Origin of the sequence: Streptomyces sp. NPDC048434 (assembly GCF_043200375.1) — a bacterium.
GTDB lineage: Bacteria > Actinomycetota > Actinomycetes > Streptomycetales > Streptomycetaceae > Streptomyces.
Map to the genome: position 1 here is coordinate 136,080 of NZ_JBICXQ010000007.1, position 13,347 is coordinate 149,426.

At 71.9% G+C, this 13,347-nt stretch carries 13 protein-coding genes and 3 tRNA genes; 9 read left to right on the top strand and 7 right to left on the bottom strand.

The genetic code is table 11. The features are described from left to right. Positions 1–307: 307 nt before the first annotated feature. Complete coding sequence (gene dnaG, locus ACGFWI_RS10750; protein WP_393905588.1) at positions 308–2,224, top strand: DNA primase; 1,917 nt, start codon at positions 308–310, stop codon at positions 2,222–2,224. A gap of 240 nt (positions 2,225–2,464) precedes the next feature. Beyond that, entirely contained in the window at positions 2,465–3,712 is a 1,248-nt protein-coding gene (locus ACGFWI_RS10755) for a sigma-70 family RNA polymerase sigma factor (protein WP_393905589.1), read from the top strand. Between the two features lie 37 nt (positions 3,713–3,749). Here ACGFWI_RS10755 and ACGFWI_RS10760 read toward each other — a convergent pair whose 3' ends face one another. Beyond that, entirely contained in the window at positions 3,750–5,231 is a 1,482-nt protein-coding gene (locus ACGFWI_RS10760; RefSeq protein ID WP_393905590.1) for an FGGY family carbohydrate kinase, read from the bottom strand. A 63-nt stretch (positions 5,232–5,294) separates the two neighbouring features. After that, positions 5,295–5,594 carry a YtxH domain-containing protein gene (locus ACGFWI_RS10765; RefSeq protein WP_393905591.1) on the bottom strand — a complete coding sequence of 100 codons (300 nt, stop codon included), beginning with the start codon at positions 5,592–5,594 and terminating at the stop codon, positions 5,295–5,297. Between the two features lie 219 nt (positions 5,595–5,813). Between ACGFWI_RS10765 and ACGFWI_RS10770 the strand changes: the two genes are divergently transcribed. From ACGFWI_RS10770 to ACGFWI_RS10785, 4 genes are all read left to right on the top strand, one after another. After that, positions 5,814–5,886: transfer RNA gene (locus ACGFWI_RS10770), tRNA-Asn, on the top strand. A 5-nt stretch (positions 5,887–5,891) separates the two neighbouring features. After that, positions 5,892–5,964, top strand: a tRNA-Asn gene (locus tag ACGFWI_RS10775). A gap of 178 nt (positions 5,965–6,142) precedes the next feature. Then, positions 6,143–6,216 (top strand) — tRNA-Ile (locus tag ACGFWI_RS10780). 315 nt (positions 6,217–6,531) lie between these two features. After that, positions 6,532–7,485, top strand: coding sequence for a DUF5996 family protein (locus tag ACGFWI_RS10785; protein ID WP_393905592.1), 954 nt, complete (start codon positions 6,532–6,534; stop codon positions 7,483–7,485). A 7-nt stretch (positions 7,486–7,492) separates the two neighbouring features. Here the strand turns inward: ACGFWI_RS10785 and ACGFWI_RS10790 are convergent, their stop codons facing one another. Further along, entirely contained in the window at positions 7,493–8,368 is an 876-nt protein-coding gene (locus tag ACGFWI_RS10790) for a glycosyltransferase family 2 protein (RefSeq protein WP_393905593.1), read from the bottom strand. A gap of 377 nt (positions 8,369–8,745) precedes the next feature. Here ACGFWI_RS10790 and ACGFWI_RS10795 point away from each other — a divergent pair, with 377 nt between their 5' ends. The 3 genes from ACGFWI_RS10795 (at position 8,746) to ACGFWI_RS10805 (ending at position 10,377) form a co-directional block, all read left to right on the top strand. After that, on the top strand, positions 8,746–9,108 hold the full coding sequence (locus ACGFWI_RS10795; RefSeq protein WP_393905594.1) for a cupin domain-containing protein: 363 nt from the start codon (positions 8,746–8,748) through the stop codon (positions 9,106–9,108). 268 nt (positions 9,109–9,376) lie between these two features. Continuing rightward, positions 9,377–9,784: a thioredoxin gene (gene trxA, locus ACGFWI_RS10800; protein WP_393905595.1), complete on the top strand. Its 408-nt coding sequence runs from the start codon at positions 9,377–9,379 to the stop codon at positions 9,782–9,784. After that, entirely contained in the window at positions 9,781–10,377 is a 597-nt protein-coding gene (locus tag ACGFWI_RS10805; RefSeq protein WP_393905596.1) for a histidine phosphatase family protein, read from the top strand. Before trxA ends, ACGFWI_RS10805 begins: the two co-directional genes overlap by 4 nt. Positions 10,378–10,498: 121 nt before the next feature. Here ACGFWI_RS10805 and ACGFWI_RS10810 read toward each other — a convergent pair whose 3' ends face one another. From ACGFWI_RS10810 to ACGFWI_RS10825, 4 genes are all read right to left on the bottom strand, one after another. Then, positions 10,499–11,530: a rod shape-determining protein gene (locus ACGFWI_RS10810; protein WP_393905597.1), complete on the bottom strand. Its 1,032-nt coding sequence runs from the start codon at positions 11,528–11,530 to the stop codon at positions 10,499–10,501. Between the two features lie 140 nt (positions 11,531–11,670). Further along, positions 11,671–12,330, bottom strand: a complete 660-nt coding sequence (locus ACGFWI_RS10815) for a hypothetical protein (protein ID WP_393905598.1) — start codon at positions 12,328–12,330, stop codon at positions 11,671–11,673. After that, on the bottom strand, positions 12,314–13,123 hold the full coding sequence (locus ACGFWI_RS10820) for an FkbM family methyltransferase (protein ID WP_393905599.1): 810 nt from the start codon (positions 13,121–13,123) through the stop codon (positions 12,314–12,316). The genes ACGFWI_RS10815 and ACGFWI_RS10820 overlap by 17 nt, the downstream gene beginning before the upstream one ends. Then, positions 13,120–13,344, bottom strand: coding sequence for a Trm112 family protein (locus tag ACGFWI_RS10825; protein ID WP_393905600.1), 225 nt, complete (start codon positions 13,342–13,344; stop codon positions 13,120–13,122). The genes ACGFWI_RS10820 and ACGFWI_RS10825 overlap by 4 nt, the downstream gene beginning before the upstream one ends. Between the last annotated feature and the right edge of the window lie 3 nt (positions 13,345–13,347).

Consider the following 13,347-nt stretch of genomic DNA (forward strand, 5'->3'; position numbering starts at 1 on the left):
GCACGGACAGCCTTCCGGGTGACTGCGCCCGGCCGGCGCCTGTGTGCGGCGGCTGTTGGCGTCCGTGGCTGAGCCTGCTCGGCCTGTGCGGCTGTTGCCCTGCTCGGCCTGCTCGGCCTGCTCGGCCTGCTCGTCCTGTGCGGCCGGTTGCCCCGCTCGCCCGCTCCCTCTGCCCGGCTGCTCCCCCGCCCCCTCCCCCTCTCCCCCTTCGGGGGAGGGGGCGGGGGTGGGTTCGGGGGTGGGGGGAGTCGTCGGCGCTCGCGGAGGCGCGGCCAGGAGTGTCCGACCCCGGCCGTAGAATTCACGCGTGGCAGGCAGGATCAACGATGACGATGTGAAGGCGGTTCGGGACGCGGTCCCGATCGACGCCGTCGTGTCCGAGTACCTTCAGCTCCGCAACGCCGGGGGCGGAAACCTCAAGGGCCTGTGCCCCTTCCACGACGAGAAGTCCCCGTCCTTCCACGTCAGCCCGGCCAAGAGCCTCTACCACTGCTTCGGCTGCCAGGAGGGCGGCGACACCGTCGACTTCATCATGAAGATCGACCACCTCTCCTTCGCCGAGACCATCGAGCGGCTCGCCTCCCAGGCCGGCATCACCCTGCGCTACGAGGAGGGTGGCTACACCCCCGGCCGCCAGCAGGGCGAGCGCACCCGCCTGGTGGAGGCCCACAAGGTCGCGGCCCAGTTCTACGTCGATCAGCTGGACGGTGCCGAGGCCGAGATCGCCCGGAAGTTCCTCGCCGAGCGCGGCTTCGACCAGGCCGCCGCCCAGCACTTCGGCGTCGGTTACAGCCCGGCCGGCTGGGACCACCTCACCCGCTTTCTGCGCGGCCGCGGCTTCAGCGACCAGGAGCTGGTGCTCTCCGGCCTCTCCCAGGAGGGCCGCCGCGGCCCCATCGACCGCTTCCGCGGCCGCCTGATGTGGCCGATCCGCGATATCGCCGGCGAGGTCGTCGGCTTCGGCGCCCGCAAGCTCCGCGACGACGACAACGGCCCCAAGTACCTCAACACCCCCGAAACCCCCATCTACCGCAAGTCTCAGGTCCTCTACGGCATCGACCTCGCCAAGAAGGAGATCGCCAAGACCAACCGCGCGGTCGTCGTCGAGGGCTATACGGACGTCATGGCCTGCCATCTGTCCGGTGTCACCACCGCCATCGCCACCTGCGGTACGTCCTTCGGCGAGGGCCACATCAAGATCCTCCGCCGGCTGCTGATGGACAACTCCGGCTCCGAGGTCGTCTTCACCTTCGACGGCGACGCCGCAGGCCAGAAGGCAGCGCTGCGCGCCTTCGAGGACGACCAGAAGTTCGCCGCCGAGACCTCCATCGCCATCACCCCCGGCGGTATGGACCCCTGCGACCTGCGGCTCGCCCAGGGCGATGCGGCCGTCGCCGATCTCGTCGAGGCCCGCACCCCGCTCTTCGAGTTCGCGCTGCGCCATGTCGTCTCCCGGCACAACCTCGACACCACCGTCGGCCGCGCCGCCGCCCTCGACGAGGCCGCCCCCATCGTCGCCCACATCAAGAACAGCTCCATCCAGCACGAATCCGCCGTCCAGCTCGCCGGCATGCTCGGCATCCTGGACACCCAGTTCGTCGTCCGCCGCGTCAGCCAGCTCGCCCGCTGGGCCCGCGAGCGCGGCCGTGACGGCGGCCCCGAACAGGGCCGTCAGCAGCGTGGCGGCCGGCCCCCGGCCGCCGAGCAGGCCCGCTCCGCGCCCGGTCCGCGCGGCCCGGCGCTCAATCTCCGCAGCCCCGCCCACCGCGTCGAGCGAGAGCTCCTCAAGCTCGCGCTGCAGCGCCCCGACCTGGTCTCCCCGGCCTTCGACGCCTACGGGGCCGACGAGTTCACCGCCCCGCCCTACGTCGTGGTCCGCCAGTGCATCGAGGACGCCGGCGGCACCGCGGCCGGCGCCAACGACAGTGCGTACGTCCCCCGGGTGCGCGAGGCCGCCCCCGACGACACCGTCCGCGCCATGGTCACCGAGCTCGCCGTCGAACCGCTGCACACCCGCCGCGACCCCGACGACGCCTATGCCGGCGTCCAGTTGGTCGCCGTCCGCCTCGCCGCCGTCAATCAGCGCGTCACCGAAATCCGCGGCACCCTCCAGCGCCTGGGCCCCCGCGCCGACCCCGAGCACCTCGCCGCCGTACAGAACGAACTCTGGGTCCTCCAGCAGTACGGCCAGTCGCTGCGCGAACGCGGCTACGCCGCCCTGTAGAGCGCGTCCGGAGAGCCCCGCCTGGCCACACACTCCCCACGCAGCGAGTACGAGGCGAGCGCACCAGACCCAGACCCAGTCGCCGCGAGCCCGTCCCTTCGGGCCGACGGCGGGGCTTCGCTGACATGCCTCAGCACCCCCGGGCACTCCCCGCGGTAGCCGTCCGGTCACGGACCGGACTCAAAAAGTGGTCGCACGCCCCTCGTGGCGGCGGTGTGTCGTACTCCACACTGAGGAGCGGTGCCTGAGTTCTCGGAGCGCGGCGGGCCCGGTCGCACCGCGCCGGAATCCCCCGCGGAACCGCGCTTGACGTACGGGACGGACAGCGGCTCGGCCGCAACCGTGCCCGACCTTTCTGCCGCCTCAGCAGCGATCACCCTGGAGGTCGCCCCCGTGCAGACCCAGACCCTCGCCGACGCGCCGCCCGCCGTGGAGCCGGTCACCGAACCGGCCGTGGAGCCGGACACCGAACCGGTCCCGGAGCCGATCACCGTGCCGCAGCAGGCCGAACCACCCGCCGCAGAAGTGATCGTCGAGGAGATCGCCCCGGAGCCGGTGCCGCGCCCCGAGGCGGGCAGTCCGTCCTCCGATCTCTTCCGCCAGTACCTCCGCGAGATCGGCCGGATCGCGTTGCTCACCGCCGCCGAGGAGGTCGAGCTCGCCCGCCGCGTCGAGGCCGGTCTCTTCGCCGAGGAGAAGCTCACCAACACCCCCGACCTCTCCTCCCAACTCGCCTTCGACCTCGACAAGTTGGTGGTTCTGGGCCGGATGGCCAAGCGCCGCCTCATCGAGGCCAACCTGCGCCTGGTGGTCTCCGTCGCCAAGCGCTATGTCGGCCGCGGGCTGACCATGCTCGACCTCGTCCAGGAGGGGAACCTCGGACTGATCCGCGCCGTCGAGAAGTTCGACTACGCACGCGGCTACAAGTTCTCCACCTACGCCACTTGGTGGATCCGCCAGGCGATGTCCCGCGCCCTCGCCGACCAGGCCCGGACCATCCGCGTCCCGGTGCATGTCGTCGAGCTGATCAACCGCGTGGTGCGGGTCCAGCGCCGGATGCTCCAGGAACGCGGCTACGAACCGACGCCCGAGGAAGTCGCCACCCATCTCGACCTGACCGAGGAACGGGTCAGCGAGGTGCTGCGGCTGGCCCAGGAACCGGTCTCGCTGCACGCCCCCGTCGGCGAGGAGGAGGACGTCGCCCTCGGCGACCTCATCGAGGACGGCGACGCCGCCTCACCCGTCGAGTCCGCCGCGTTCCTGCTGCTCCGCGAGCATCTCGACGCGGTGCTGTCCACGCTCGGCGAACGCGAACGCAAGGTCGTCCAGCTCCGCTACGGCCTCGCCGACGGCCGCCCCCGCACGCTGGAGGAGATCGGCCGGATCTTCGGCGTCACCCGCGAACGGATACGGCAGATCGAGTCCAAGACCCTCAACAAGCTCCGCGACCACGCCTTCGCCGACCAGCTCCGCGGCTATCTCGACTGAGGCCGCCGGGCCCCCGGGCTCCGCGTGTCCCGGTGCCTCACACCGACCGCTGGAACGCCTCGGGGTGGGTCTCGTCACGCACCGTCGTGTACTGCTGGCGCACGGCCTGCCCGACCGGCAGCTCCTCACCCGGCTCGAACACCTGGCTCGCGGCGGCCGGCCACTGCGGCGGATCGACCCAGGTGGCCCCGCCGCCCCCACCGTGCTCCGCGCCGGCGGCCGGGGTGAGCGTGCCGTGCGCCACCCCCCACGCCCAGGCGGCCTGCCGCGCCGCGCCGAGCGCCGCGTACTCGGCCGGCTGCGGCACCACGACCGGCACCCCGAACAGCCCCGGCGCCACCGCCTGCACGGCGCCCAGCTCCGCGGCCGCACCCAGCAGGAACACCCGGTGCACCGCCACGCCCCGCCCGCGCAGCACGTCCAGCGCATCCGCCAGCCCGCAGAGCATGCCCTCCACGGCCGCCCGCGCCATGTGCTCCGGCTTCATGCTCTCCCGCCGCATCCCGTGCAACGACCCGGCGGTATGCGGCAGATGCGGCGTCCGCTCGCCCTCCAGATACGGCAGCAGCACCATGCCGTACGCACCGGGCGACGACTTCATCGCCAGCGCGGACAGGCCCTCCAGATCCGTCCCCAGCAGCTCCGCCGCACCGCGCAGCACCCGCACGGCATTGCTGGTGTGCACCACCGGCAGATACCGGCCGGTCGCGTCGGCGAACGAGGTGATCGTGCCGGTCGGGTCCGCCAGCGCCTCATGGTGGATACCGAACACCGACCCCGAGGCGCCCAGCGACACCACGGCGTCCCCCTCGCCGACCCCGAGCCCGAAGGCGGCGGCCATCGTCTCGCCCGTACCGGCGGAGATCAGCAACCCCTCAGGGGTGAACCCGGCCGTCCCCGAGGGACTCAGTACCTCCGGCAGCCGCACCTGATGGCCCAGCGCCAGCTCCACCAGGTCCGGCCGGTACGACTCGGTCGCCGCCGACCAGAAGCCCGTCGCCGAGGCCCCGCCGCGGTCCGTCGTCCGCCGCGCGGGACGCCCCAGCAGCTGCCACGCCAGCCAGTCGTGCGGCTGCATGATCTCCACGATCCGGGCCGCATGCGCCGGCTCCGTACGCGCCAGCCAGCGCATCTTCGTCACCGCATGCGTCGCCTGCGGCACCGCGCCGACGGCCTGCGCCCACGCGGTGCGCCCGCCCAGCGCGTCGATCAGCTCCGCGGCCGCGCCCTGCGCCCGCTTGTCATTGCCCACCAGTGCGGGGCGTACGAGGTTGCCCTCGACGTCCAGCGGGACCAGACCGTGCGGCTGTGCGGATACGCCGATCGCCTGCACGCCTTCGAGAAGTCCGCGGCCCGCCGCCTCGCCGAGTGACATCAGCCACGCCTGCGGATCGGCCTCGGGCCCCTTCTCGACGGGGTGCGGCGCATACCCCTGCCTGATGACGGCACCCGTGTCCGCATCGCAGACGACGATCCGTGTGCTCTCGGACGAACTGTCCAATCCGGCGACTATCCCCATGGACTCAGATGATGCCCCATACGACGCATAGGGGCAGCGTCAGGTGCCCCGGGGGGATCCGGCTCAGGTATTACTGGTGCCCCAGTCGTCCTCATCCGCGGAGCGCTGTTCGCGCAATGAGCGGACCCGGTCGCTGACGGAGGTGGGCAGCCGGTCGCCGACCTTCGCCGACACCGTTCCGAACGCCTTCGACGCGGCCTCGCGCCCGGTCAGCGCGGCGGACTCCGCGGTATTCCGGACCGCCGGATTCTGGGTGATCCGCTGGGCGGCCTTGCGGAGCTGCTCGTACCGTTCCCGACCGGCCCGTGCGCCGAGCACATACCCCGTGGCCAGTCCCGCGATGAACGTGAGCCGGTAGCGCATTGCTCCACCTTTCCTCTCGTCGGACCCCTCCGGTGCCGGTACGCACCGGAGTGCCGGGCTGTGCCGCGCGCCTACCCTCCGGGGCCGGAGATCACCCGAGGTGACCTGAGGCGATACCGATTGGCGGAGCACCCCCCTGCTTGCGCTAATGTATGTGTCGCAGCGAACGCGCGCCGTCCGGAACCCCGGACAGCGACGCATTCGAGGCACACAGAGCAATCCCCTGTAGCTCAATTGGCAGAGCAGCCGGCTGTTAACCGGCAGGTTACTGGTTCGAGTCCAGTCGGGGGAGCTCGGTCCCCTGTAGCTCAATTGGCAGAGCATTCGGCTGTTAACCGGAGGGTTACTGGTTCGAGTCCAGTCGGGGGAGCAGAGAGAAGAGGACCCCGGAAGGGGTCCTTTTTCTTGTGCCGTGGAACCGAACCCCCGGTGATCGAAGTCCTCTTGGGCGTGCGTGGTCGCGCGACGGCAGCCCTCACGGGCAACAGATCGTATGAGCGGCTATGCTGCGGCAGACGGCGCGCACAAATGTGCGCGACGCGCCGTGGGGGGCGGTAGCTCAGCCGGTTAGAGCAGCGGACTCATAATCCGTCGGCCGTGGGTTCGAGTCCCACCCGCCCCACCGCAGCCTGATGAAGCAGAAGTGATCAGAGCAGGCGAGACACGGCAGCGAGGGCCGCCATGGGCACCGTGGCGGCCCTCGCTCATGTCCGGAGCACGGTCCGGTGGGGCCTTTCGTGGTGACGGTCGGCGGCGCCTTTCTCGGGCGCCTTCAGCATGGCGTATTTGCCGGTCATGGCCCGCCGGTGTGCTGTGTGAAGGCTGTTGGGCCTCTTGGGTGCGACGGCGTGCCGTCCGTCGGGGGGCATGGTCATCATGGTCGTCCAGGCCCCGTCCGGCCGTCAGGAGTGTTGGGCGGGAAGGGCAGGTGATGACGATGGAGCTGTTTCCGCCGATCCCGTTCGCCGAATGGCGGGACACCAAAGAGACGCTCCATCGGTTTGTGCAGATCGTCGGGAAGGTCCGGCTGGCCGCCGGTGCCCGGCGCAATCACTGGTGGAACGTGCCGTTCCATCTGACCGGACGCGGCATCACCACCCGTCCGATGGGGCAGCTCGACGGTAACCCGATCTTCACGATGGACTTCGACTTCGTCGGTCACCGGATGGTCGTCGCGACGCTGGACGGCCGGACGCTCTCCTTCCCGCTCGTCGGCCGGTCGGTGGCGTCCTTCCACGACGCGGTCATGGACGCGCTGGCATCGCTGGGCGTCCGGGTGGAGCTCGACATCCCGCGGCCGTTCGACCTGCCCGACGCCGCCCGGCCGTTCGCCGAGGACACCGAGCATGCGACCTACGATGCCGGGCACGCCAACCGCTACTGGCGGGTGCTCAGCCAGGTGGCGTCGGTGCTGGAGGAGTTCGCCGCGGGCTATTCGGGGAAGGTCAGCCCGGTGCACCACTTCTGGCACACCTTCGACATCGCGCACACCCGGTTCTCCGACCGGCACATCGACCAGCCCGGTCAGGTCGACCCGGTGACCCGGGAGGCGTACTCACGCGAGGTCATCAGCTTCGGGTTCTGGTTCGGGGACGACTCCTACGGCGCGCCCGCGTTCTACTCCTATACCGCTCCGGAGCCCGCGCAACTGGCCGAGGAGCCGCTGGAGCCCGCGGCGGCGCAGTGGCTCGACCGCGGCGGCAGCCACTTGGCGGTGCTGCCCTACGACGAGGCACGCGCCGCGGACGATCCCCGTGCCGCCGTGCTCGGCTTCTACGAAAGCGCGTATCAGGCCGGCGCCCGGCGTGCCGGATGGGACCGCGAACGGCTCGCCTGTCCGGGCGGGGTGACGGACCCGTGTCTGCGTACGGAGCCGGGAGGGACCCCTTAGGGGCTCCTCAGATGACCGGGGGGCGGCCCAGCCTCGTCATGCGCCACACCGTGCGCCAGTGCATCGGCCGCCGCCGGCCGCACGGGGTCCGTACTCCCTCGGCGAAACCTGCTGCCCAGGCCCGCATGCCCGCGGCCGAGCGGCTGCGGACGGCCGTCAGTGCGGCCCATACGCCGAGGTAGAGCGGTACCAGGAGCGCGGGAAGGTGCCGCTTGGCCAGCCATACGCGGTTTCTGGCGACCATGCGGTGGTAGACGGCGTGCCGGGTGGGCGAGGTGTAGGGGTGCTGGAGCACCAGCTCCGGTGCGTAGCGGATGTGCCAGCCGTCGTCCAAGGCCCGCCAGGCCAGGTCGGTTTCCTCGTGCGCGTAGAAGAACTCGTCGGGCCAGCCGCCGATTCTGTCCAGCATCGGGACGGACAGGGAGTGTCCGCCGCCGAGGAACGTGGTGACGAGGCCGCCGCGCGCCGGGTCGCCGACGCGCAGACGGGGGACGTGCCGGCGCTGGGTGCGGCCCCGCTCGTCGGCGACCCGGAAGCTCACGATCCCCAACTCCGGCTCGCTGGTGTGCAGTTCCGCCAGCCGACTGAAGACGTCCGGGCTGATCAGCAGGCCGTCGTCGTCCAGATCGACCACCACATCGAGGTCGCCGAGCTTGCGCAGTTCGTCCAGGGCGACGTTCCGGCCGCCGGAGACGCCCAGGTTGTCGCTCAGCTCGACGCCGACGGCGCCGTGCGGCAGCGGGGGGAGCGGCGAGCCGTTTCCGATGACCACGATGTGTGCCGGCCGGAGGTCCTGCTTGGCGACCGAATCCAGCAGCGCCCGCAGTTCGGCGGGACGGTTTCCCATGGTCAAGATGGCGACGCCTACGCGCAGATGACGCACAGAAGAATGCTCCGTTCTTGGCGGTCCTTTCGTGATGCTAGCCGCCGGGGGAGGTGACTGCGCGCTACGGCACCTCCGCGGCGACATCCCGGCCGGGGGTCCGTCCGCCGCCGGTTGTCCGGCACCGCAACGGCCCGCCGAGGAGCCCGTTCACCGCGCCCCGGGGAGTCGCTCGGGTTGCCGTGCTCTTCCGGGCCGGGGTCTGCCGGGGACATCTCTGTACCGGCGGGATCCGGAGGCGGCTCGATCCGGCGGGCCGGTGGAATCCGGCGGGTCCCGGGCGCGGGACGCGGTGGCCGGGTGCCCCGTCGCGGCGCACCATGGAAGGACCAGGGGGGATGCACGGATGACCAGGGGGGTGGATGGAGGAAGCCCTCATGATGGAAGTCAAGACGGTCGACAAGCCGGATGAACGGCGCGACTTTCCCCGGGGTCACCTCGAAGCCCTGCACCTCACCGGACTGGACTTCGCCGTGGCCACCTTCGAGCCCGGCTGGCGCTGGTCGGAGTCGGTGGGGCCGATTGCCGGGACCGACAGCTGCGAGGTTCACCACAACTGCTTCATGGTCCAAGGCCGTATGCGTATCAGGATGAATGACGGCGCGGAGTCCGAGGTGGGCGCCGGCGACGTATTCGTCTGTTCGCCCGGTCACGATGCCTGGGTCGTGGGGGACGAACAGGTCGTCGTGTACGACTTCGCGGGCGGTATGGCGACCAGCTACGCCAAGGCGAAGAGCTGAGGGGCGGCGTGGTGCGCTTCGGGGAAGCCGTGCGTGCGACGTGCCGCGGAGCGCACCGGGAGGGGGAACCCAGGGGGGTGCGGGGGTGTGCTCGGGGCCGTGGTGGAGGCCGGTGGGCGGCGTGGCGCGAATTGCTATGTCTAGGAACGCGATCGGTGGGCAGGGGTGCGGGACGGTCCGGCGTGCGGAATACGTCAGGGGTTGCACCCGTTACCGCACCCGGAGACCGACTGGCAATCGTCGACAGACCGGAAGCAGGGAAACACGCATGAGCACCATCGAGCTCACCAAGGAAAACTTCGACGAAATCGTCTCCGGCAGCGATTTCGTCCTCATCGACTTCTGGGCCGAGTGGTGCGGTCCGTGCAAGCAGTTCGGCCCGGTCTTCGAGCGATCGTCCGAGACGCACGACGACCTGGTCTTCGCCAAGGTCGACACCGAGGCCCAGCCCGAGCTGGCGCAGGCCCTCCAGATCCAGTCCATCCCGACCGTGATGATCGTCCGCGAGAACATCGCGGTCTTCGCCCAGCCGGGCGCGCTGCCCGAGGAGGCCCTGGAGGACGTCATCGGCCAGGCCCGCGCGCTGGACATGGACGAGGTCCGTGCGTCGGTCACCGAGGACCAGCAGGGCGAGCAGGCGCAGGCCGAGCAGGGGCAGCAGGCGCAGGGCTCGTGAGCGACCTCCTTCTGGTCCGGCACGGCGAGACCGAGTGGAGTCGGGACGGCAGGCACACCAGCTGGACCGATCTGCCGCTGACCGCCAACGGTGAGGAGCAGGCCCGCGCACTGCGGCCGCTGCTGTCGGACCGGAAGATCGGGCAGGTGTACGCCAGCCCGATGGAGCGGGCGCTGCGCACCGCCGAGCTGGCGGGCCTCGCCCGCCCGCAGATCGACGCCGACCTGCGGGAATGGGACTACGGCGGCTATGAGGGCATCGCCACCGCCGAGATCCACCGCAGTCGGCCCGGCTGGTATCTGTTCTCCGACGGTGTCACCGAGGGGCCCGACGGACATCCCGGGGAGTCACCGGAGCAGGTCGGGGCGCGTGCCGACCGGGTGCTGGCGCGGATCGCGGCACAGCTCGCCGCCGACGAGGGGGATGTGGCGTTGGTGGCGCATGCGCACTTCCTGCGGGTGCTGGCCGCCCGCAGGCTCGGGCTGCCGGCCGCCGCCGGCGGGCTGTTCACGTTCGAGACCGGGGCGGTCGGCGTCCTGGGGACCGAGCACGACCGCCCCGCCATGGTCGCCTGGAACGCCCGGAGCCTGTAGCGCCCGGAGTGCGGCCCGGCGGCGGCCGTGATGCCCGTTGGCCGTGATGCCCGCGGCGGCCGTGATGCCCGGCGGCCGTGACGCCCGGCGTCCGTGTGACGAGAGCCGGGCGGGCGCGTTGTTACGGATCCATCGGATCGAGGTGCAGGGGCTGCACCTTGCCCTCGATCATGGCGCCGAGGCCCATGACGGCACAGGTGTCGGGGCGGTCCGCGGTGTGCACCGGCATGGCCGTGGCCTGATGGATCATCGGCTCCAGCCCGGGGATCAGCGCGCTGCCGCCCGCGAGCACGATGCCGCGCTCCCCGAGGTCGGCCACCAGATCCGGCGGGCAGCGCCGCAGCACGGCCCCGATGCCGTCGAGGATCGCGGTCAGCGGGGTGGTGATGGCGTCGCGGACCCGTTCGGTGTCGACGTGGACGGAGCGTGCCATCCCGCTGACCACATCCCGGCCGTGCACCTCGGTGGAGCCGGGGGTGAGACCGTCGCCGCCGGAGAGAATCATCTGCAGCGGACGCACCGCCTGGCCCGCCAGCATCAGCTCGTGGTGCAGCCGCAGATGCTGGATCACCGCGTGGTCGATGGCGTTGCCGCCCACCGGCACGGTCTCCGCCGCCACGATCGAACCGAGGGAGAGCACCGCGACCTGCGTGGTTCCCGCACCACACACCACGATCATGGTGGCCTCGGGCTGCTCCACCGGCAGCCCGGAGCCCACCGCCGCGGCGACCAGGGTGTCGACCAGCTCCACCCGCCGCGCACCCAGCCCGGTCAGCGTCTCCACGGCCGCCCGCTGGGCCAGCGGCTCGCTGCCGTACGCGAGGCAGACCGCGGCCCGCATCGCCGGCCGGCGCCGCCAGGTCTTGCGCATCCGGTCGCCCACCAGGGTGCGCAGCAGCCGCTGAGCCATGTCGATGTCGACGATGGTGCCGTTGGAGACCGGGCGCACCACCCGGATGTAGTCGGGGGTGCGCCCGTCCATCACCTCGGCCTGAGCACCGACGGCCAGCAGCGCCCCGGTGCGGGTGTTGATGGCGGCGACGGTCGGCTCATCGACGACCAGCCCCTGGTTCTTCACATACACCCTGGTCCGGGCCGCTCCGAGGTCGACGGCGGCCGAGCACCGCCGCAATTGGGCGAGGCTGATGGTCATGGATGATTCCTCCCCGACGGGCCGGTATGGACGGAGCGCTCGTGCGGCCCGTTCGCAGGGACCGCTCGTGCGCCATCCTCCGGTCGTGCGCGGCCGCCCGCCTGCTGGAAAGGTCCGCTCGGGGGACGGGGAGGGGGCGGTTAGGGCGAAGGAGTGAGGTCGCGGCCATCTGCCGGTGTGGCGGGGGCCGCGCCGGTCAGCCGCTGGTACAGCCCCCAGGTGAATTCCGCGACGATGTCCTGGGGCCTGCCGTCGGGTCCGGGGGCGGTGCAGGCCAGCTGCCATCGGGTGGGGGCGGTGCCCTCCATCGGGCGGGCCGGGGCGAAGGCGCGGGCGACCTCGTCGACGGTGCACGACCAGGGCCGCAGATCCTCGGTCGTCCGCAGGTCAGGGGCGGTGGCGCCGGGTGCCCGGACCAGCCACGCGTTCCAGACGGCGCCCCGGGCGCCGGTGAGGACCTCGAACCGCAGATCGGGCCACAGCGGAACGGGCCAGGTCAGGGCCTCGCAGGTCAGGTCGCCGAGCCGGCGGGCGGTGACGGTCTCGGGGGTGCCGAGCAGCGCACGATACGGCTGGACGCCGCCGCGCGCCCGCGGGGCGTGCATCCGCGCCTGCCAGCGGCGGTTGGCCTCGCGCAGGTCCGCGCGGGAGACCTGCAGGGTGCGCAGGGCGTCCTCGACCAGGCCGGGGTGGTGGTCGGCCATCCGGCGCAGCAGGACGAGCTGGAAGGCGACCGGTCCCGGCAGGCCGGCCGCGGCGCCGGAGCCGGCGGGCGGGTCATGGTCAGAGGTGCCGTTCATGAGGGACATGGTCCTGGACGGCGCGGGCGCCGGGGAAGCCGGGACGGTCGCCGTCGGGGAGGAAGAGCACGGAATTGACGTAGCGGCGGTGCGGGGCGAGGGAACGGCGGAGCAGACCGTGCTCGGCGACGTGGCAGGTGCGGGACTGATGGGCGGGCAGATCGAAATTGGCCAGCGGCAGCCAGCGGTCGTGCGGCAGGACCCAGCCGCGGTAGCCATGGGCCGCCGTCCAGTCCAGGACGGGGGTGAGCGGCTGGATGCGGGTCTCCAACTCGACGAACAGCGCCGGGAGTTCGCGCTCGACGGTGCGCTCGGCGCCGCGCAGTACCGCCAGCTCGGCGCCATCCACATCGATCTTGATGAGGGTGACGGACGCCAGAGCCAGCGCGTCCAGGGGGAGGCAGGGCACAGCGAGGGCGGCGGTGTGCAGCTCGCGGCGTACGAGCGAGGAGACCCCGCGGTCGCCGCGGCCGTCCGCGGGCAGCCAGAGGGTGGCACAGCCCGCATGGTCGGTGGCCGCCGCGGACACCACCTCGACATGCGCTGGAGTGACGGACGCGAGCAGACGGGCCAGGTGGGGGACCGGTTCGAGGGTGACCACCCGGTCGGCCCGCCCGGCCAGCCGCCGGGTCCACGGGCCGTACCACCCGCCGACGTCGACCGCCGTACCGCCGGGCGGGCAGAAGTCGGCGAGCCGCCGCAGCTCCGGCTCGAAACGCGGATAGAGCCCGGCCGCCACCGCCGACACCAGCCGGGCCGGCAGATGCGGGCCCAGCCGCGCGGCGAGCGTCACGACCGCGACTCCCGGTCCGCGAGGTGGCGCAGCGCCTGCGCGTGCTCGGCATCGGTGAGCTGTTCGCCGGAGGAGGGCAGGAGCTGGGGGATGCCGTCGAGGACCGGATAGCGGCGGCGCAGCCGGGGGTTGTAGAGGGCGTCGCCGGGGGCGAGCAGGGACAGCGGGCCCTTGTCGAGGGGGCAGGCGAGGATCTTCAGCAGCGGGTCATCGGGCTTCATGGC

What these genes read in the sequence shown, in the direction of transcription:
- ACGFWI_RS10815 (WP_393905598.1), bottom strand. Translation starts at nt 12,330, where the DNA reads ATGAACGGCACCTCTGACCATGACCCGCCCGCCGGCTCCGGCGCCGCG.
- ACGFWI_RS10795 (WP_393905594.1), top strand. Translation starts at nt 8,746, where the DNA reads ATGATGGAAGTCAAGACGGTCGACAAGCCGGATGAACGGCGCGACTTT.
- ACGFWI_RS10765 (WP_393905591.1), bottom strand. Translation starts at nt 5,594, where the DNA reads ATGCGCTACCGGCTCACGTTCATCGCGGGACTGGCCACGGGGTATGTG.
- ACGFWI_RS10785 (WP_393905592.1), top strand. Translation starts at nt 6,532, where the DNA reads ATGGAGCTGTTTCCGCCGATCCCGTTCGCCGAATGGCGGGACACCAAA.
- ACGFWI_RS10825 (WP_393905600.1), bottom strand. Translation starts at nt 13,344, where the DNA reads ATGAAGCCCGATGACCCGCTGCTGAAGATCCTCGCCTGCCCCCTCGAC.
- ACGFWI_RS10760 (WP_393905590.1), bottom strand. Translation starts at nt 5,231, where the DNA reads ATGGGGATAGTCGCCGGATTGGACAGTTCGTCCGAGAGCACACGGATC.
- ACGFWI_RS10810 (WP_393905597.1), bottom strand. Translation starts at nt 11,530, where the DNA reads ATGACCATCAGCCTCGCCCAATTGCGGCGGTGCTCGGCCGCCGTCGAC.
- trxA (WP_393905595.1), top strand. Translation starts at nt 9,377, where the DNA reads ATGAGCACCATCGAGCTCACCAAGGAAAACTTCGACGAAATCGTCTCC.